We start from the raw sequence: 19,713 nt of genomic DNA on the forward strand, positions 1-19,713 counted from the left end.
ATTTTACTCGGACGCAGATGCGGGCTTATATGAATGAGCTGACTTGTGCGGCTTGCCACGGTTATCGACTCAGTCCTCAGGCCTTGTCTGTCAAGGTTGGCGGCGAAGATGGCTTGCACATCGGTGATATTTCAGACTTGTCCATTGCAGATCATTTGCTTCAGTTGGACAAGCTTCACTTGACTGACAATGAAGCTACTATTGCGCGGCCTATTCTCAAAGAAATTCATGATCGCCTGACCTTTCTGAATAACGTTGGTCTCAATTACCTGACCCTGTCTCGCTCGGCTGGAACCTTATCAGGCGGTGAGAGTCAGCGGATTCGCTTGGCGACTCAGATCGGCTCGAACTTGAGTGGTGTCCTCTATATCTTAGACGAGCCCTCTATTGGCTTGCACCAGCGTGACAATGACCGCCTAATTGCCAGCCTCAAGAAGATGCGCGACTTGGGTAATACCCTCATCGTGGTTGAGCACGATGAGGACACCATGCAGGAGGCTGACTGGCTGATTGATGTCGGACCAGGAGCCGGTGTTTTCGGCGGTGAAATCGTCGCAGCGGGTACTCCTGCACAGGTGGCTAAGAACAAGAAATCCATCACAGGCCAATACTTGTCAGGTAAGCGCGAAATCCCAGTACCATTGGAACGCCGTGTAGGCAATGGACGCTTTATCGAAGTGACAGGGGCTCAGGAAAATAACTTGCAGAATATCACAGCTAGATTCCCCTTGGGCAAATTCATCGCTGTGACAGGAGTTTCTGGATCCGGTAAGTCAACGCTGGTCAATTCTATCCTTAAAAAGGCTATTGCTCAAAAACTCAACCGCAATTCTGCTAAGCCAGGTAAGTTCAAGAAAATCAGCGGCATTGAGCATGTGGATCGACTGATTGATATTGACCAAAGTCCGATTGGCCGGACACCGCGCTCTAATCCAGCTACCTATACTGGAGTCTTTGACGACATTCGCGATCTGTTTGCCAAGACCAATGAAGCCAAGATTCGCGGCTACAAGAAGGGCCGTTTCAGCTTTAACGTCAAGGGCGGCCGCTGTGAGGCCTGCTCGGGTGATGGAATTATCAAGATTGAGATGCACTTCCTGCCTGACGTCTATGTGGCCTGTGAGGTCTGCCACGGCACCCGCTATAATAGTGAAACTCTGGAAGTCCACTACAAGGAGAAGAATATCGCTCAGGTTCTGGACATGACGGTCAATGATGCGGTAGAATTCTTCCAGCATATTCCCAAGATTGCCCGCAAACTCCAGACAATCAAGGATGTGGGACTAGGATATGTGACTCTGGGGCAGCCAGCCACGACCTTGTCAGGTGGTGAAGCCCAGCGGATGAAGCTGGCCAGCGAGCTTCACAAGCGCTCGACTGGCAAGTCCTTCTATATCTTGGATGAGCCGACGACAGGGCTTCATACAGAGGACATTGCTCGTTTGCTCAAGGTTTTAGCCCGCTTCGTGGACGATGGCAATACAGTCCTCGTCATTGAGCACAATCTGGACGTTATCAAAACGGCAGACCATATCATCGACCTAGGACCGGAAGGCGGTGTCGGTGGTGGAACGATCATTGCGACAGGTACACCAGAGGAAGTCGCAGCCAATCCAGCCAGCTATACTGGCCAGTATTTAAAAGGCAAGCTGAAATAAGATTTTTATCGTTCTAAAACACAAATCCCTCACTAGGCTAACCTAATGAGGGATTTTAACTTGCATTTATGGGTGAAGCAGGGCATTAGAACTGCTTACCTGATGGGTTTAGAATGTTTTTTCTTTGTCACGAACGACCAGTAAGTCCACTTTAGCGTGGCGGAGGATATATTCAGATGATGAGCCGACTAGGAGGCGTTCAAAGGCATTGAGACCAGTAGCCCCGACCATAATCAAATCAACCTTGTGTTCGTCAGGAATGTCAGTTGACAGGAGGGTTTTGGGATTGCCCAATTCAATGACGACATCAACGTATTTGACCCCTGCTTTTTGCGCCTTTTCCTTGTACTCTGTCATCAATTTTTGTGCCTCTTCTTGGAGATCTTCGTAGACCTCGGCGTCAAAGGTTGAGACGCTTTGGAGAGCCCGTGTATCAATCACATGAGCAATCGTCAGGCGAGAAGCATTTCTCAGCGCTACATTAACACCTTTTTCAAAAGCGAGTTCTGCTTCGCGAGAGCCGTCAACAGCGACCATGATATTTTCATATTTTTGTTGAGTCATAAAGCTACCTCCATCTTTTGTCGAATACTAGATTCGAGTTTCTTATATCTTCACTTATATTGTAAACCTTTTCAGAAAAAAAGTAAAGCTGCAAATGAAATTCAGAAATCAAGTGAAATTGTTTTGATGGATAAGTGTATTTTCCTGAATTATAAGATATATTTTAATTCAAACGAGCTTTCCCAAATTCTTCCTGATTGTCAATCTTTTTTTCTGATGGTATAATAAAATCATTCAGATGAATTGAGGAAAATAGGATGAAAGAATTTAATAAGTCCAGCAAACTGGAGCATGTAGCCTATGATATTCGTGGACCGGTTTTGGATGAAGCGATGCGGATGCGGGCCAATGGAGAGAAAATTCTCCGCCTGAACACGGGAAATCCAGCTGAATTTGGCTTTACCGCTCCAGACGAGGTCATTCATGATTTGATTATGAATGCGCGTGATAGTGAGGGTTACTCTGATTCTAAGGGGATTTTCTCAGCCCGTAAGGCCATTATGCAGTATTGCCAGCTCCGAAATTTCCCTAATGTTGATATCGATGATATTTATCTTGGAAATGGAGTCAGCGAGCTGATTGTTATGTCTATGCAGGGACTATTGGATGATGGAGATGAGGTTTTAGTACCAATGCCGGACTATCCGCTCTGGACGGCTGCAGTTAGTCTGGCTGGTGGGAATGCGGTTCATTATGTCTGTGATGAGCAGGCAGAATGGTATCCAGATATTGACGACATCAAGTCAAAAATCACTTCTAATACTAAGGCTATCATTATCATCAATCCTAACAATCCAACGGGAGCACTTTATCCTAAGGAACTTTTGCTAGAGATCGTAGAAATTGCTCGCCAGAACAATCTTATCATCTTTGCGGATGAAATTTATGACCGCATGGTGATGGATGGACATGTGCATACGCCTGTAGCTAGTCTGGCTCCTGATGTTTTCTGTGTTAGTATGAATGGCCTGTCTAAGTCCCACCGTATCGCTGGCTTCCGAGTTGGCTGGATGGTGCTATCTGGTCCTAAACGGCATGTTAAAGGCTATATCGAAGGCCTTAATATGCTTTCCAATATGCGCTTGTGCTCCAACGTCTTGGCCCAGCAGGTTGTGCAAACATCGCTTGGAGGTCACCAGTCGGTGGATGAATTGCTTTTGCCAGGCGGTCGTATCTATGAACAAAGGAACTTCATTTACAATGCCATTCAAGATATTCCAGGTTTGTCTGCAGTCAAACCTAAGGCGGGTCTTTACATCTTCCCGAAGATTGATCGAGAAATGTACCGTATCGATGATGATGAGCAGTTTGTCTTGGATTTCCTCAAGCAGGAAAAAGTCCTCCTTGTCCATGGACGAGGCTTTAATTGGAAGGATCCAGATCATTTCCGAATTGTTTATCTGCCTCGAGTAGATGAGCTAGCTCAGATCCAAGAAAAAATGACGCGCTTCCTGCGCCAATACCGCAGATAAGCATAAAATACAAGTCATAAACCGTTTAAAATAAATTCGTTTAAGAATTGTTTTAAATGGTTTTTTTGATGAAGTGATTTTTTTCGCAATCATTAAATTCTGAATCTTTCAGAATTGTAGCGAATTTTTTTTCAATACACAATTTTCAGATAATTATTGAAAATTTCGGTCGATTATGGTACAATCAAGGAGACTAAATACGAGGTAAATGTATGGCAAAACTATTAGAAAAAACAAGGAAGATTACTTCTATCTTGAAACGTTCAGAAGAGCAACTTCAGGAGGAACTTCCTTACAATGCGATCACTCGCCAGCTTGCTGATATTATTCATTGCAATGCCTGCATCATCAACAGCAAGGGCCGTCTCTTGGGCTATTTCATGCGCTACAAGACAAATAATGATCGTGTAGAAGCCTTTTTCCAAGACAAGACTTTCCCCAAAGAATATGTCCAAGAAGCAAACATGGTGTATGAGACAGAGGCCAATCTGCCTGTAACTCACGATTTGACGATTTTCCCAGTGGAAACCAAGGATGAATTTCCAGATGGTTTGACTACTATCGCACCGATTCATGTTTCAGGAATTCGCTTGGGCTCGCTGATTATCTGGCGCAATGATAAAGAATTTTTGGATGACGATTTGATTTTGGTCGAGATTGCCAGCACAGTGGTTGGGATCCAGCTGCTTAACTTCCAGCGGGAAGAGGATGAGAAAAATATCCGCCGCCGGACGGCAGTGACCATGGCGGTTAATACCCTATCTTACTCAGAGCTGAGAGCTGTTTCAGCTATTCTGGGTGAGCTCAATGGCAATGAAGGTCAACTGACGGCTTCTGTCATTGCTGACCGCATCGGGATTACCCGTTCAGTGATTGTCAATGCTCTGCGCAAACTGGAAAGCGCTGGGATTATTGAAAGCCGCTCGCTGGGAATGAAAGGGACTTATCTGAAAGTGCTGATCCCAGATGTTTTTGAGGAAATTAAAAAGAGGGACTACTAATGGCTAAAGCACTGATTTCCATTGATTATACAGTTGATTTTGTTGCAGATGAGGGTAAGTTAACAGCAGGAGCGCCGGCTCAGGCGATTTCTGAAGCTATTGCTCAAGTGACCGAGGCGGCATTTGATCGAGGCGACTATATCTTCTTTACTATTGATGCCCATGATGAAAATGATGCCTTTCACCCAGAAAGCAAGCTGTTTCCGCCTCATAATATCAAAGGAACTAGCGGTCGCAATCTTTATGGCCCTTTGGCTGATTTTTATGACAAGCATCAAGCAGACTCTCGGGTCTTTTGGATGGATAAGCGCCATTATTCTGCCTTTTCCGGCACGGATTTAGATATCCGCCTGCGGGAAAGAAAGGTGGATACGGTCATTTTGACTGGAGTCTTGACAGATATCTGCGTCCTGCATACGGCGATCGATGCCTATAATCTTGGTTACCAGATTCAGGTGGTAGAGCCGGCTGTGGCTTCTTTGTCAGAGGAAAATCACAAATTTGCCTTAAATCACTTGCAAAATGTTCTAGGTTCGACTATAATAAATACAATTTAAGAGTAAGAGAGAAGCAGAGTAGGCTTGCTGACTTGCACAGAGAGTGCTGATAGCTGAGAGCAGCACCAAGAAAGCAAAAACCGAAGAACATGTTTCGTAATCTTTTGTGTGATTAAGCACAAACGTCGCTCACGTTACGAGCTCAGAGGCTGCCTTTTAGGGCAGCGAATAACAGTGGTACCACGGCTTTCGTCTGTTTTAGAGACGAAAGCTTTTTATTTTGCAAAAGGAAAAGTGGGGATGCTGGAAGAAAGTTGCTAATATGCCTAAGGACAGGGCAGCTTGCAAATGGATTTGAAAGGGAAAGAATATGAAAGAAATTTTTATCGGAAACTACGGTTTAGAGCAGGTCGGACAGACCATGACCGCAACTGGCTGGGTGGCCAATATCCGTAATCACGGCAAGCTAGCTTTTATTGAATTGCGGGACCGCGAGGGCTTGCTTCAGGTCTTCGTTGGAGGTGATATTGAAGATTTTGCTAAGCTGGAAGAAATTGGCAAAGAGGATGTCATCGCAGTGACAGGGCAAGTCGTTCAGCGGGAAGACCGCTTTGTCAACAAGGCCATCAAGTCTGGTCAGGTTGAGCTGAGGGCTGAAAAGATTGAAGTCATTGCTAGTAGCAAGGCCCTGCCTTTTGAACTGGACCAGCATGCCCATACAGGGGAAGACCTGCGTCAGAAATACCGCTACCTGGACTTGCGTCGTGAGAAGATGACACATAACCTTAAACTACGTCATCAGGTCACCTCAACCATTCGGGAATATTTGAACGGTTTGGACTTTTTGGAAGTGGAGACACCCTATCTGACCAAGTCAACTCCTGAGGGGGCTAGAGACTTCTTGGTTCCTAGTCGGGTCTTTAAAAATCAATTCTATGCGCTGCCTCAGAGCCCACAGATGCTCAAGCAATTGCTGATGGGAGCAGGACTTGAGCGCTATTATCAGATTGTTCGTTGTTTCCGTGACGAAGACCTGCGGGGAGACCGTCAGCCAGAGTTTACCCAGGTGGACTTGGAGCTGAGTTTTGCCAGCGAAGAAGAAATCCGAGCTCTGGTTGAAGCTATGCTTAAAGCAGTTGTCAAGAAAACCCATGGGTTAGAGTTGACAGAAGCTTTTCCAACTATTAGCTATGAAGAGGCTATGAGTCGCTTCGGCTCTGATAAGCCAGATACACGCTTTGGTTTAGAGCTAAAGAGCTTGACAGATTTGTGCCAAGAAAATGACTCGCTTCTCATCAAGAAAGCCTTGGATAATCAAGAGAAAGTGATGGGAATCTGTGTGCCAGATGCGGCTAGCGCTTTTAGCAAGAAACAGCTGAGTCATTTTTATCAAGAAATGAAGGAATTTGGTTGTAGCCGCTTTGCCAGCCTCAAGGTTGAAAATGGCCAGTTAGTTGGAGATTTGGCTAGCACCTTTGAGGCTGAGAGTCAGGATTTACTAGCACGTTTTGAGGCCAAGGATGGAGACTTGATTCTGCTAGTCATGGCCAAGAAGCGTCGAGCTCAGGAAGCTTTGGGACATCTGCGTCTAGAAGTCGCAAAAGCTTTAGATTTGATTGACCCGAGTCTGCTTTATTTCCTCTGGGTTGTGGATTGGCCGCTGCTGGAGTGGAATGAAGACAAAAACCGTTATCAAGCCATGCACCATCCTTTCACACAGGGGATTTTTGAAGATGGCCAAGAGCCAGATCAATTCCGCAGTCACGCTTACGACATCGTCTTGAACGGCTATGAGATTGGCGGAGGGAGTCTGCGGATTCATGATCGGAAGGCTCAGGAAGCGATGTTTGAGCTGTTGGGCATGAGCCGAGAAGACTATGAGCGGGACTTTGGTTTCTTCCTAGAAGCCTTGGAGTACGGCTTCCCACCACACGGTGGCTTGGCTCTTGGCTTAGATCGCCTGGTTATGATTTTGGCTGGAGAAGAAAATATCCGCCAAGTCATCGCTTTTCCGAAAAATGGTACTGGTTTTGACCCTATGCTGGAAAGTCCAAGTTTGGTGGACCAAAGACAGCTCAAAGAACTGCATTTGGAATTGAAGAATTAGCCTGAAATATGGTAAAATGAAATGATGCGAATTCCTGAAGAAATTAGGAAGAAGCCAAAGAAAGAGGTCGCAGCTACGAGAGCTTGGCACCCCTATCTTAGCAAAACAATGCGAGTTTAACCTCGAAAACAAAGATTTTTCTTAGATTTATCGTTTTCGATTGGTATTCATGCTCGCCTATCTTATGAAAGGAATCAGAGATGAAGATTACTCAAGAAGAAGTAAGTCACGTTGCAAAACTGTCTAAACTGGCTTTTTCACCAGAAGAGACAGCTGAGTTTGCGACAACCTTGTCTAAAATTGTCGACATGGTCGAATTGCTCAATGAAGTGGACACGGAGGGTGTGCCTTTCACTTCCAATGTGGCAGCTAACATCAACTATATGCGAGAAGATGTGGCTCAGCCAGGCTGGAACCGAGAAGAGCTTTTCCAAAATGTACCTGAAAAAGAGCGGGGCTACATCAAAGTGCCTGCCATCCTAGATGACGGAGGAGATGCCTAATGACTTTTAATCACAAGACCATTGAAGAGCTGCATGATTTGCTGGTCAAAAAAGAAATTTCTGCAGTAGAGTTAACTCAGGCGACTTTGGCAGACATCAAAGAACGTGAAGCTGCCGTGGACAGTTTTATTACTGTCAGCGAAGAGGAGGCATTGGCTCAGGCAGCAGCTCTGGATGCCAAGGGCATTGATGCTGATAATCTTATGAGCGGAATTCCGCTGGCGGTTAAGGACAATATCTCAACCAAGGGAATTTTGACAACAGCTGCTTCTAAAATGCTCTACAACTACAAGCCGATTTTCGATGCAACCAGCGTAGAGAAGCTCTACGGTAAGGACATGATTATCGTCGGGAAGACCAACATGGACGAGTTCGCCATGGGTGGTTCCAGCGAAAACTCTTACTTTAAGACGACTAAGAATGCTTGGGACAGCAGCAAGGTTCCCGGTGGATCATCTGGTGGTTCAGCGACAGCTGTTGCTTCTGGTCAGGTTCGTCTGTCACTGGGGTCAGATACGGGCGGTTCCATTCGTCAGCCTGCTTCCTTTAACGGTGTAGTCGGCCTCAAGCCAACCTATGGACGGGTTTCTCGTTTTGGTCTCATTGCTTTTGGTTCTTCTTTAGACCAGATTGGACCTTTCTCTCAGACGGTTAAGGAAAATGCTCAGCTCTTGAATGTTATTGCTGGTAATGATCCTAAGGATTCGACATCATCACAAGAGGCAGTGCCAGACTTTACCAGCAAGATTGGCCAAGACATCAAGGGCATGAAGATTGCCCTACCTAAGGAATACATGGGTGAGGGAATTGACAGCAAGGTCAAGGAAACTATTTTAGCAGCGGCGAAGCACTTGGAAAGTCTAGGAGCCATTGTTGAAGAAGTCAGCCTGCCCCACAGTAAGTATGGCGTAGCAGTCTACTATATCATTGCTTCTTCTGAAGCCAGCTCTAACCTGCAACGTTTTGACGGTATTCGCTATGGCTACCGCGCAGAAGGTATTGAAAATCTAGAAGATGTCTATGTTAAATCTCGTAGTGAAGGCTTTGGTGAAGAGGTGAAACGCCGCATCATGCTGGGAACTTTCAGTTTGTCATCTGGTTACTACGATGCTTATTTCAAGAAAGCTGGTCAGGTTCGGACCTTGATTATGCAAGATTTTGCTAAGGTATTTGAAAAATACGACTTGATCTTAGGTCCAACTGCACCAACTGTAGCTTATGACTTGGGCAGTCAAAACCAGGATCCAGTGGCTATGTATCTGGCTGACCTTTTGACCATTCCAGTCAATCTGGCTGGCCTACCGGGCATTTCAATCCCAGCTGGCTTTGCAGATGGTCTTCCTGTCGGCCTGCAGTTGATTGGTAACCACTTCGATGAAGCGACTATCTATCAGGCAGCCGCAGCATTTGAAGCAACGACTGACTACCACAAACAGCAGCCAGTTATCTTTGGAGGTGAAAAATAATGAACTTTGAAACAGTTATCGGACTGGAAGTCCATGTTGAATTGAAGACCAATTCAAAAATTTTCTCACCGGCTCCAGCTCACTTCGGTGAAGATCCCAATGCCAACACCAATATCATTGACTGGTCTTTCCCTGGTGTTCTGCCTGTTATGAACAAGGGTGTCATTGACTATGGGATCAAGGCAGCTCTGGCTTTGAACATGGATATTCACCAGAAGATGCACTTTGACCGCAAGAATTACTTCTATCCGGACAATCCAAAAGCCTATCAAATTTCTCAGTTTGATGAGCCGATTGGCTACAATGGCTGGATTGAGATTGAGCTAGAAGATGGCACGACCAAGAAAATCCGTATCGAGCGGGCTCACTTGGAAGAAGATGCCGGAAAGAATACCCACGGCAGCGATGGCTACTCTTATGTGGACCTCAATCGCCAAGGGGTACCTCTGATTGAAATTGTATCCGAAGCGGATATGCGCAGTCCAGAAGAAGCTTATGCCTATCTGACTGCCCTCAAGGAAATCATCCAGTACACGGGCATTTCTGATGTCAAGATGGAAGAGGGCTCCATGCGGGTCGACGCCAATATTTCTATCCGTCCTTACGGTCAGGAAGAGTTTGGTACCAAGACTGAGCTGAAAAACCTTAACTCCTTCAACTTTGTCCGCAAGGGTCTAGCCTTTGAGGAAAAACGCCAAGCTGAAATCTTACGCAGCGGTGGTCAAATCCGTCAGGAAACCCGTCGTTATGATGAAGCAACTGGCGAAACATTGCTCATGCGGGTGAAGGAAGGTTCGGCTGACTACCGTTACTTCCCAGAGCCTGATCTGCCGATCTTTGAGATTGAAGATGCTTGGATTGAGCAAGTGCGCGACAGTCTGCCAGCCTTTCCAAAAGAGCGCCGTGCCAAGTATGTAGGCGACTACGGTCTGTCTGACTACGATGCCAAGCAGCTGACAGCTACAAAGGCTGTGTCAGATTTCTTTGAAGCGGCTGTTGCGGCAGGTGGTGACGCCAAGGCTGTTTCCAACTGGCTCCAAGGAGAAGTGGCGCAATACCTCAATGCCGAAGGTAAGACCATTTCTGAGATTGAGCTGACGCCTGAGAACCTGACTGAGATGATTGCTCTGATTGCGGACGGAACGATTTCTTCTAAGATTGCTAAGAAGGTCTTTGTCCATCTGGCTAAAAATGGTGGCTCTGCTAAGGAATATGTACAAAAAGCAGGCTTGATCCAAATCTCAGACCCTGCTCAACTTCTTCCTATTATCCAGCAAGTCTTTGCGGATAATGAAAAAGCCATCAATGACTATAAGGGCGGCAACAAGAATGCGGCCAAGTCCCTGATCGGTCAGCTCATGAAGGCTACCAAGGGCCAAGCCAACCCACAAGTAGCACAAAAACTGCTGAACGAAGAGTTGGAAAAACTTTAGAAATGAGTAGAAAACCAGTCGTGAGGCTGGTTTTCGCCTTTTATTTGAAGGGAACTTATGGTAAAATAGATAAAAAATAAAGGAGTCCTTATGTCAGAAATTAAAGTGAAACGTGGAACAGGTTTTGTAGGGATTATTGGGAATTTTCCAATTTTAATCAATGGTCAAAAGGTTGGTACAATCCAGAATGGTGACGAGGCTGTCTTTCCTATTGAGGGAGAAGAAGCTGTTGTTCGTGTGGGAGCTGCCCCTATGAGAACCAAGCCAGTGACAGTTAAAGCAGGGCAAACCTTGTTGGTTGAAACAAATTTTACTAATTTTTCTATCTGTCTAGGAGTTTTGTTGCTGGGCCTGTTCTTTGGTGGCCTAGTGCGTGCAATTTTATTGCTTCTTGCTATGGCTTTAATGTTTCTTCTACCTTTTTACTCAGCTAGGATTGAAGAATAAACTGAAAAGTTTTTCTTGATAGGCTGGATTGAAATAAAGGAGTTTTTGATGTCAAAATTTACCATTACGCGTTCTACGGGTATGGTTGGAATAGCTCAAAATATTGCAGTATATCTAAATGGCGAACTTGTAGATAAACTTACGAATGATGAAAGTAAAACGCTGACTTTTGAGGGAGACAGTGCTAAACTACAGGTTGGACAAAGTTTTATGAAATCGCATAAGATTCAGGTAAAAGATGGCCAGAAGGTACTTGTCACAGCTTCTGGAATGCGAGCTATGCTAGGAATTGTTGGCTTGATCTTAGACTTGCCTTATTTACTTCTTGAGATAGAGGCTTAGCCGTCTTTGAGCTATGTTGAATCATAAAGAGTCTGGGACAAAAGTCCTAGCCTCTCAATTGTTTTTGGATTGTTGAGCAAGACGCAGTGGTTGGGTGGGCTCTATTACGCTGATTTAATCAGCTTTTATAGCCCTACTCAACTGTGCGGAGGTGGGACGACGAAATCGAATTCTAACGAATTACCGATTTCTGTCCCACTCTCTTCTTTATGGTTTATGTTACAATGATCAAAACTAAAAGAAAGAGGTTGGGGATGTCAAAAGTTTTAAGGGGAACCCTTTATACCTTGGCTGCGGGGATTGCTTGGGGCTTATCGGGAACGAGTGGTCAATATCTGATGGAGCATGGTTTTTCGGCACTGAGCTTGACCAATGTGCGCTTGTTGCTAGCGGGTTTGGTTTTGATGATGTTGGCTTATGCGACAAATAAAGACTCTTTTAAAGAGATTTGGAAAGATAAGAGCTCTCTGTTACACATTTTAATTTTTGCAATTCTAGGCTTGTTCATCAATCAATATGCCTATCTGGCAGCTATTCATGAGACAAATGCAGGTACGGCAACAGTTTTACAGTATCTCTGTCCAGTGGGAGTCTTGGCTTACACTTGTGTCAAAGATAGAGTAGCACCGACTGTGGCTCAGATTTGTTCAATGATTCTAGCCATAGGTGGGACCTTTCTGATTGCGACCCACGGTCAGGTCAATCAGCTCTCGATGACGCCAAAAGGCTTATTTTTAGGTATTTTCTCAGCCTTTACATACGCGTTATATATTCTGTTGCCGATTGGACTCATTAAAAAGTGGGGGAGCATGCTGGTTATCGGGATTGGCATGACCATTGCAGGTATCTTGCTCCTTCCTTTTAGCGGTATTTTCCAGCATCAGTGGCAAGTCCGTTCGGATATCCTTCTGGCCTTGGTCGGCATCATTGTCATTGGAACAATCTTTGCTTACACCGTCTTTTTGAAGGGAACAAGCTTGGTCGGTCCTGTCAAATCTAGCCTCTTAGCCTCTATTGAGCCTATTTCAGCGGTCTTCTTTGCCTTTGTCATTATGAATGAACGCTTTTATCTGCTTGATTTTGTAGGTATGGGCATGATTTTGCTAGCTGTCCTGTTGATATCTGTCAAGGACTTGATCTTGGAAAAGAAAAAAGGTTTATTATAAGCAAGAAAGAATAAGGAAAGACCTGGCTCCATACAGAGCTAGGTCTTTGTTGTTTACTTATTCGGTTTATTCATTGCTTTCTGAGCTGCCAAAGAATGCTTTGTACAGAGCACGGATGGCCTCTTTTTCTTGGTTCTTATTGACAACAAACATGATAGAAACTTCACTGGAACCTTGTGACATCATTTGGATATTGATTTTGTTGTCAGAAAGAGCTCTAGTCGCAGTAGCCGTCACCCCGATATGACTTTTCATTTTTTCGCCGACAATCATGATAATAGAGAGGTCATGCTCAATCTCAGCGTAGTCTACTTCTGCTTTTTGTATAAGTTGGCGCAGAATTTCTTCTTCTTTGATTGGAGTTAATTCACGTTCACGAAGAATGATGGAAAGATCATCAATTCCTGTTGGCATATGCTCCCAACCGATATTTAGATCTTCCAAAATCTGAAGCGCCTTTCGGCCAAATCCAACTTCTCGGTTCATGAGATACTTGGACATGTTAATACTTACGAAGCCAGAGTCACCAGCGATTCCTACAACAGGGGGATGATCTTCGCTATGTTTATGGACGATGCGTGTACCGGGGTGTTCTGGATTGTTGGTATTTTTGATAACGAGTGGAATTTTTCCGCGATAGGCTGGAAGCAGAGCTTCATCGTGAAGGACGGTAAAACCTGCATAGGCTAATTCCCGCATTTCACGGTAAGTAAGCTCAGCGATGGAGCGTGGCTTATGAATAATCCCAGGGTGAGCAGCAAAGATGCCGTCTACATCAGTGAAGTTTTCATAGACATCAGCTTTGACACCAGCTGCAATAATTGATCCTGTAATATCTGACCCGCCACGAGAAAAAGTACAGATTTGTCCATCTTGAGTGACACCAAAGAAGCCAGGGATGACAAGGACTTCATCGGAATGAATTAGTTCTTCCAATTTATCATAGCTTGAAGGAAGGATCCGAGCATTTCCTGGTTCGCTTGAAACCACTAGTCCGGCTTCTCTAGGATGGACGTAGCGAGCCGGAATGCCATTGTGGTTGAAGTAAGCTGCGATGAGCTTAGCATTGTTGTTTTCACCAGCTGCTAGGAAAGTATCGTAAAGAAATTCATTATTTTCAATTGGCAGAGTAGCTAGGGAGATGATGCTCTTAGAGATTTTTTCAATAATTGCAGATTTTAGACCTAGCTCAGAGACCATATCGGAGTAGCGCTTAATAATCCAATTTTGCTCCTTGGAGACATCATTTCCTGCAATGTACTGGCGATAATACTTAATCAGGGCATCGGTGACTTTTGTATCCTGGTCATCTCTTTTTCCTGGTGCAGAAACGACAACGAAGCGACGCTCAGCATCAGACTTTACAATATGTAAGACTTTTTCTAATTGTGAAGCAGAAGCGAGTGAACTTCCACCGAATTTAACAACTTTCATGGAGACTCCTAAACATAATTTAGGAAAATTATAACAAAATTCTGAAAATTTTGCAAATCTATCAGAAGCGCTTTTTCATCCAAGCTTCTTTTCAAAAAATAAGCAAAAAACGAATATAAAATCAAATTTTCCAGTTTTTGTTTTCTTTCTTAAAATTTTTGTGCTAGAATAACTATAATTTGATCATCAAATTATTTAATTATAAAATAAAATGACTGTAAGTACCCAGTCTGGAATGGAGTTAGAATGACTTTTAATGGTATTCTTTATAAGGTAGTTGATGAAGTGGCAACCATTACTTTCAATCGTCCTGAAGTTTCAAATGGTTTCAATATTCCCATGTGTGAGGAGATTTTAGAAGCGATTGAGCTGGCCGCAAATGATGAGGCAGTGAAGTTTTTAGTGATCAATGCCAATGGGAAGGTCTTTTCTGTCGGTGGCGACCTAGCTGAGATGCAAAGAGCTGTCAGTGCTGACGATATTCAATCCTTGGTAAAAATTGCAGAGCTGGTCAATGACATTTCTTTTGCCATGAAACGACTACCCAAGCCAGTTATCATGAGTGTGGATGGCCCTGTTGCTGGTGCAGCTGCCAATATGGTCGTGGCTGCAGATTTCTGCATTGCGACGGAAAAATCTCGCTTCATTCAAGCTTTTGTGGGAGTGGGCTTAGCGCCAGACGCCGGTGGGCTTTATCTTCTGACTCGGGCAATTGGTGTGACTCGGGCAACCCATTTGGTTATGACTGGAGAGGCTCTGACTGCAGAGAAGGCTCTGGATTATGGTTTACTCTATAAGGTCTGTGAAGCAGAGAAGCTAGAAAAAACAACGGAACAGTTGCTGAAGAAGCTAAAACGCGGTTCGCTGAATTCTTACAGAGCTATGAAAGAAATGGTCTGGAAGAGCCTGTTCAGCGGTTGGAAAGAATATGCGGAGTTGGAGTTATCTTTACAGAAGTCCCTTGCTTTCACTGAGGACTTCAAAGAAGGTGTCCAAGCTTATACTGAGAAGCGTCGTCCACAATTTACAGGTAAGTAAGGATTTGTAGGATAAGAAAATTGTTTGAAAATCAAATAAATTTTCAAAAGGACTTGCAAATTATTTTGAGATCTGATAAAATTTGAATGTCAAAGTATTTATGAAGGAGGTGTTGGTTTGAATTATCAATTAGTCAATGATTATTTAACATCCATTTTTAATAATGTTTTGGTTATTGAAGAGTCCAGCCTCCGAGGCAGTCAATTTAAAGACGTCTCTATTAAAGAAATGCACACTATTGATGTTATTGGTACCATGCCTAATGCGACTCCAAGCGATATTTCAAAGGAATTGTTAGTCACTTTGGGGACTGTCACAACCAGCTTGAATAACTTGGAGCGTAAAGGGTATATCGAGCGTCGCCGTTCATCCATTGACCGTCGTGTAGTTCATCTGAGTTTGACTAAGAAGGGGAGGCTCTTGTATCGCCTTCATAAACGATTCCACAATCGCATGGTCATGCAAGTAGTGGAAGGAATGTCCTCAGAAGAAAAAAATGCAATGCAAAAAGGTTTGCAGAACTTGTATAATTTTTTAGAGGAGTTGAAATAATGAACTATGCAAGAATTACTCAAGTAGCTCATTATGCTCCAGAGCAGATTGTCACAAATGATGATCTAGCCAAAATTATGGATACAAGTGATGAATGGATCTCAAGTCGAACAGGTATCAAACAGCGACATTTATCTCGGACTGAGTCAACAAGTGATTTAGCTACAAAGGTTGCTGAGCAATTGCTAGAAAAGGCTCAACTGTCTGCTGATCAGCTTGATTTTATCATTGTTGCGACGATCACTCCGGATTCTATGATGCCGTCAACTGCAGCTAGAGTGCAGGCCAATATTGGAGCTGCCAAGGCTTTTGCTTTTGACTTGACGGCAGCATGCAGTGGATTTATCTTTGCCTTATCAACTGGAGAAAAGTTCATTTCCTCTGGTCGCTATCAAAGAGGTTTGGTGATCGGTAGCGAAACGCTTTCGAAAGTCGTTGATTGGTCGGATCGTGCGACGTCAGTCTTATTTGGTGATGGGGCTGGGGGAGTCTTGCTTGAAGCGGCAGAAAAGCAGCATTTTTGGGCTGAAAGTCAGTTTACTGATGGCTTGAGAGGTCAGAGTCTGACTTGTGGTGGACTTGGTTTGTCTTCTCCGTTTTCGGAAAAGCAAGTTGATGACCGCTATTTGAAAATGGAAGGCCGAGCAATCTTTGATTTCGCCATTCGTGATGTGGCACAGTCTATCAAAAATACCATTGAAGAGAGTCCATTTTCAGTGGAGGAGCTTGATTATCTGCTCTTGCATCAGGCCAATATCCGAATTTTAGATAAAATGGCTAAGAAACTCGGAGTCTCTCGGGAAAAACTACCTGCTAATATGATGGAATATGGCAATACTAGTGCAGCTAGCATCCCGATTTTATTATCTGAGTGTGTCCAACAGAACTTGATTAAGCTGAACGGAGATCAGACTATTTTATTGTCAGGTTTCGGTGGAGGTTTGACATGGGGCACGCTTATTGTTACAATTTAGTTAATCATGTGGAAACACATAGATAAAAAATATATTTTTTAAAGGAGTCTATCCATGGCAGTATTTGAAAAAGTACAAGAAATTATCGTTGAGGAACTTGGTAAAGAGCCATCAGAAGTTACACTTGAGTCAACTTTCGATGATCTTGAAGCGGATTCATTGGATTTGTTCCAAGTAATTTCAGAAATCGAAGATGCATTTGACATCCAAATTGAGACTGAAGAAGGCTTGAAAACAGTTGGTGACTTGGTTGCCTACGTAGAAGAAAAAACAAAATAATAAAGATTTGAGAGTATCGCAAGATATTCTCTCTTGTTTAGGTAATAGTTTGAATTTCAAAGTAAAAAGGCTGCTATCTAGCGGTTTGGGCTCAAGCTATTACTTAAGCAATGATTAGAGGAAGGTATTATGCAAACACGAATTACAGAATTATTAGATATTAAATATCCTATTTTCCAAGGTGGTATGGCCTGGGTCGCAGATGGTGACTTGGCTGGTGCTGTTTCAAAAGCTGGTGGTCTTGGGATCATCGGTGGCGGAAATGCTCCTAAGGAAGTAGTTAAAGCCAATATTGACAAGATTAAGTCTTTGACGGATCGTCCTTTCGGTGTCAATATCATGCTTTTGTCGCCTTTTGTAGATGACATAGTGGATTTGGTGATCGAAGAGGGTGTAAAAGTGGTGACGACTGGTGCGGGCAATCCAAGCAAGTACATGGCTCGTTTCCATGAAGCAGGTATTACTGTGATTCCTGTTGTACCAAGTGTGGCTTTGGCTAAACGGATGGAAAAAATCGGAGCGGATGCCGTCATTGCTGAAGGGATGGAAGCCGGTGGTCACATCGGTAAGTTAACAACGATGACCTTGGTTCGTCAGGTTGTAGAAGCAGTTAACATTCCAGTTATTGCGGCTGGTGGTATTGCGGATGGATCTGGTGCTGCGGCTGGCTTTATGTTAGGAGCAGAAGCGGTTCAGGTCGGAACACGCTTTGTTGTAGCTAAGGAATCCAATGCCCACCAAAATTATAAAGATATGATTTTGAAGGCTCGTGATATTGATACGACAATTTCTGCTCAGCATTTCGGACATGCGGTTCGTGCACTCAAGAATAAGCTGACTCGCGATTTTGAAAAGGCTGAAAAAGAAGCCTTCAAGCAAGAAAATCCAGACTTGACTGTTTTTGAAAATCTAGGTGCTGGTGCCTTGGCCAATGCAGTTGTCCGTGGCGATGTGGAAAACGGATCCGTCATGTCCGGTCAGATTGCCGGCTTGGTCAGCAAGGAAGAAACAGTCGAAGAAATCCTCAAGGATATCTATTATGGCGCTGCTGAGAAGATTCAGCAAGAAGCAAAACGTTGGGCAGGAGTAACTAGAAATGACTAAGACAGCCTTTCTATTTGCTGGTCAGGGAGCCCAATATCTGGGAATGGCTCGTGACCTCTATGAGCAGTATGATGTGGTTAAGGCGACTTTTGAGGAAGCGAGTCAAGTTCTGGGCTATGATGTTCGGGCATTGATTGACCAAGATGAAGAAAAACTCAACCAAACTCGCTATACTCAACCAGCAATTTTGACAACTTCTCTTGCTATTTATCGCCTGTTGGCTGAAAAAGGAGTCCAGCCTGATATGGTAGCTGGTCTTTCTCTGGGAGAATACTCTGCCTTGGTGGCTGCTGGTGCGCTGGACTTTCAAACAGCGGTAGCTCTAGTAGCCAAACGTGGAGCTTTCATGGAAGAAGCAGCTCCTGCTGGCTCTGGAAAGATGGTTGCGGTCCTGAATGCGGACGTGGCTCTTATTGAGGAAGCCTGCCAGACAGCCAGTCAGCTAGGAGTGGTCTCTCCTGCCAACTACAATACTCCAGGTCAAATTGTCATTGGGGGAGATGTGGCAGCGGTGGATAAAGCGGTGGAACTCCTCAAGGAAGCAGGTGTGAAACGCTTGATTCCGCTGAATGTTTCAGGTCCTTTCCATACAGCACTCTTGAAACCAGCTAGTGAGCAATTAGCTCAGGTCTTGGCTGAAACGGAATTTGCTGATTTTAAGCTTCCGCTGGTAGGCAATACAGAAGCGGATATTATGGAAGCTTGCAGAATTAAGGAATTATTAACTCGTCAGGTCATGGAGCCGGTTCGTTTCTACGATAGTATTGCTAAAATGCAGGAAGCTGGTGTGACTGAGTTTATCGAGATTGGTCCAGGGAAAGTATTGTCTGGCTTTCTGAAAAAAATTGATAAATCAGCAGTTGTTTATCATGTTGAAAGTGTGGAGACTTTGACAGCCCTACTGGAAAAATAATGGGGAATACCAATGGAATTAAAGAATAAAAATGTTTTTATTACTGGCTCTAGCCGTGGGATTGGTCTGGCTATTGCCCATAAGTTTGCAAGTGCAGGTGCCAATATTGTCTTGAACGGTCGCGGTCAAATTTCAGACCAAGTTTTGGCTGAGTTTGCTGGCTATCCGGTCAAGGTCGTGGCTATTTCAGGCGATGTGTCTGATGGCGCTGATGCCAAGCGAATGGTTGAGGAGGCGATTGTGGCTTTGGGTTCTGTAGATGTCTTGGTCAATAATGCTGGAATTACTCGCGATAAGATTATGCTCAAGATGACAGAGGAAGACTTCGAGCAAGTGCTGAAGGTCAATCTGACTGGAGCCTTCAATATGACCCAAGCTGTCTTGAAACCAATGACCAAGGCTCGTCAGGGAGCAATCATCAACCTATCAAGTGTTGTCGGTTTGACTGGTAATGTCGGTCAGGCCAACTATGCAGCGTCTAAAGCTGGATTGATTGGATTTTCTAAGTCGGTTGCTCGTGAGGTAGCTGGGCGCAATATCCGTGTCAATGTGATTGCCCCAGGCTTTATCGAATCGGATATGACAGACGGGCTTTCTGAAAAAATCAAAGAAGCTTCTCTGGCTCAAATCCCAATGAAACGGTTCGGCAATACCGAAGAAGTGGCTGGTGTTGCTTTGTTCTTAGCAGAACAGGAATATCTTACTGGTCAGGTCATCGCGATTGATGGCGGACTGACCATGCAGTAAGTGCAATGCATTTGGA

At 44.3% G+C, this 19,713-nt stretch carries 20 protein-coding genes; 18 read left to right on the plus strand and 2 right to left on the minus strand.

Annotated features, from left to right (window positions below; all coding sequences use genetic code 11):
• A partial coding sequence (uvrA, locus tag RWS39_RS06050) for an excinuclease ABC subunit UvrA (protein WP_314481425.1) occupies nt 1–1,658 on the plus strand: 1,658 nt, incomplete at its 5' end.
• A 108-nt stretch (nt 1,659–1,766) separates the two neighbouring features.
• Here the strand turns inward: uvrA and RWS39_RS06055 are convergent.
• The gene (locus tag RWS39_RS06055; RefSeq protein WP_005591690.1) at nt 1,767–2,222 is read right to left on the minus strand and encodes a universal stress protein; all 456 of its coding nucleotides are present in this window, start codon (nt 2,220–2,222) and stop codon (nt 1,767–1,769) included.
• A 257-nt stretch (nt 2,223–2,479) separates the two neighbouring features.
• Between RWS39_RS06055 and RWS39_RS06060 the strand changes: the two genes are divergently transcribed.
• The 10 genes from RWS39_RS06060 (at nt 2,480) to RWS39_RS06105 (ending at nt 12,656) form a co-directional block, all read left to right on the plus strand.
• Nucleotides 2,480–3,694 carry a pyridoxal phosphate-dependent aminotransferase gene (locus RWS39_RS06060; RefSeq protein ID WP_048763466.1) on the plus strand — a complete coding sequence of 405 codons (1,215 nt, stop codon included), beginning with the start codon at nt 2,480–2,482 and terminating at the stop codon, nt 3,692–3,694.
• Nucleotides 3,695–3,906: 212 nt separating this feature from the next.
• On the plus strand, nt 3,907–4,695 hold the full coding sequence (codY, locus tag RWS39_RS06065) for a GTP-sensing pleiotropic transcriptional regulator CodY (protein ID WP_005591692.1): 789 nt from the start codon (nt 3,907–3,909) through the stop codon (nt 4,693–4,695).
• Nucleotides 4,695–5,252 (plus strand): cysteine hydrolase family protein, encoded by a 558-nt coding sequence (locus RWS39_RS06070; protein ID WP_125372545.1) that lies wholly within the window; start codon nt 4,695–4,697, stop codon nt 5,250–5,252. The genes codY and RWS39_RS06070 overlap by 1 nt, the downstream gene beginning before the upstream one ends.
• 310 nt (nt 5,253–5,562) lie before the next feature.
• Nucleotides 5,563–7,299 (plus strand): aspartate--tRNA ligase, encoded by a 1,737-nt coding sequence (aspS, locus tag RWS39_RS06075; RefSeq protein ID WP_314481428.1) that lies wholly within the window; start codon nt 5,563–5,565, stop codon nt 7,297–7,299.
• Between the two features lie 200 nt (nt 7,300–7,499).
• On the plus strand, nt 7,500–7,802 hold the full coding sequence (gene gatC / locus RWS39_RS06080; protein ID WP_005591696.1) for an Asp-tRNA(Asn)/Glu-tRNA(Gln) amidotransferase subunit GatC: 303 nt from the start codon (nt 7,500–7,502) through the stop codon (nt 7,800–7,802).
• Complete coding sequence (gene gatA / locus RWS39_RS06085; RefSeq protein WP_314481430.1) at nt 7,802–9,268, plus strand: Asp-tRNA(Asn)/Glu-tRNA(Gln) amidotransferase subunit GatA; 1,467 nt, start codon at nt 7,802–7,804, stop codon at nt 9,266–9,268. The genes gatC and gatA overlap by 1 nt, the downstream gene beginning before the upstream one ends.
• The gene (gene gatB, locus RWS39_RS06090) at nt 9,268–10,701 is read left to right on the plus strand and encodes an Asp-tRNA(Asn)/Glu-tRNA(Gln) amidotransferase subunit GatB (protein WP_045500595.1); all 1,434 of its coding nucleotides are present in this window, start codon (nt 9,268–9,270) and stop codon (nt 10,699–10,701) included. The genes gatA and gatB overlap by 1 nt, the downstream gene beginning before the upstream one ends.
• A gap of 90 nt (nt 10,702–10,791) precedes the next feature.
• Complete coding sequence (locus tag RWS39_RS06095) at nt 10,792–11,148, plus strand: hypothetical protein (protein ID WP_314481433.1); 357 nt, start codon at nt 10,792–10,794, stop codon at nt 11,146–11,148.
• Nucleotides 11,149–11,196: 48 nt separating this feature from the next.
• The gene (locus RWS39_RS06100) at nt 11,197–11,490 is read left to right on the plus strand and encodes a hypothetical protein (protein ID WP_314481435.1); all 294 of its coding nucleotides are present in this window, start codon (nt 11,197–11,199) and stop codon (nt 11,488–11,490) included.
• A gap of 254 nt (nt 11,491–11,744) precedes the next feature.
• Complete coding sequence (locus RWS39_RS06105) at nt 11,745–12,656, plus strand: DMT family transporter (protein WP_314481437.1); 912 nt, start codon at nt 11,745–11,747, stop codon at nt 12,654–12,656.
• Nucleotides 12,657–12,722: 66 nt separating this feature from the next.
• Here RWS39_RS06105 and RWS39_RS06110 read toward each other — a convergent pair whose 3' ends face one another.
• Nucleotides 12,723–14,090: an aspartate kinase gene (locus RWS39_RS06110; RefSeq protein WP_314481439.1), complete on the minus strand. Its 1,368-nt coding sequence runs from the start codon at nt 14,088–14,090 to the stop codon at nt 12,723–12,725.
• A 246-nt stretch (nt 14,091–14,336) separates the two neighbouring features.
• Between RWS39_RS06110 and fabM the strand changes: the two genes are divergently transcribed.
• The 7 genes from fabM (at nt 14,337) to fabG (ending at nt 19,697) form a co-directional block, all read left to right on the plus strand.
• A complete protein-coding gene (gene fabM, locus RWS39_RS06115; RefSeq protein WP_048763491.1) occupies nt 14,337–15,128 on the plus strand; it encodes a trans-2-decenoyl-ACP isomerase in 792 nt (263 codons plus the stop codon).
• Between the two features lie 117 nt (nt 15,129–15,245).
• Complete coding sequence (gene fabT / locus RWS39_RS06120; RefSeq protein WP_045500607.1) at nt 15,246–15,680, plus strand: fatty acid biosynthesis transcriptional regulator FabT; 435 nt, start codon at nt 15,246–15,248, stop codon at nt 15,678–15,680.
• Nucleotides 15,680–16,654, plus strand: coding sequence for a beta-ketoacyl-ACP synthase III (locus RWS39_RS06125; RefSeq protein WP_314481442.1), 975 nt, complete (start codon nt 15,680–15,682; stop codon nt 16,652–16,654). Before fabT ends, RWS39_RS06125 begins: the two co-directional genes overlap by 1 nt.
• Nucleotides 16,655–16,708: 54 nt before the next feature.
• Nucleotides 16,709–16,933 (plus strand): acyl carrier protein, encoded by a 225-nt coding sequence (locus RWS39_RS06130; RefSeq protein ID WP_005591706.1) that lies wholly within the window; start codon nt 16,709–16,711, stop codon nt 16,931–16,933.
• 129 nt (nt 16,934–17,062) lie between these two features.
• Nucleotides 17,063–18,037, plus strand: a complete 975-nt coding sequence (gene fabK / locus RWS39_RS06135) for an enoyl-[acyl-carrier-protein] reductase FabK (protein ID WP_005591707.1) — start codon at nt 17,063–17,065, stop codon at nt 18,035–18,037.
• On the plus strand, nt 18,030–18,950 hold the full coding sequence (fabD, locus tag RWS39_RS06140; RefSeq protein WP_314481449.1) for an ACP S-malonyltransferase: 921 nt from the start codon (nt 18,030–18,032) through the stop codon (nt 18,948–18,950). Before fabK ends, fabD begins: the two co-directional genes overlap by 8 nt.
• Nucleotides 18,951–18,962: 12 nt before the next feature.
• Nucleotides 18,963–19,697 carry a 3-oxoacyl-[acyl-carrier-protein] reductase gene (gene fabG / locus RWS39_RS06145; protein WP_314481451.1) on the plus strand — a complete coding sequence of 245 codons (735 nt, stop codon included), beginning with the start codon at nt 18,963–18,965 and terminating at the stop codon, nt 19,695–19,697.
• Nucleotides 19,698–19,713: the final 16 nt, after the last annotated feature.

This window comes from Streptococcus cristatus, from assembly GCF_963529205.1.
Taxonomy (GTDB): Bacteria; Bacillota; Bacilli; order Lactobacillales; family Streptococcaceae; genus Streptococcus; species Streptococcus cristatus_O.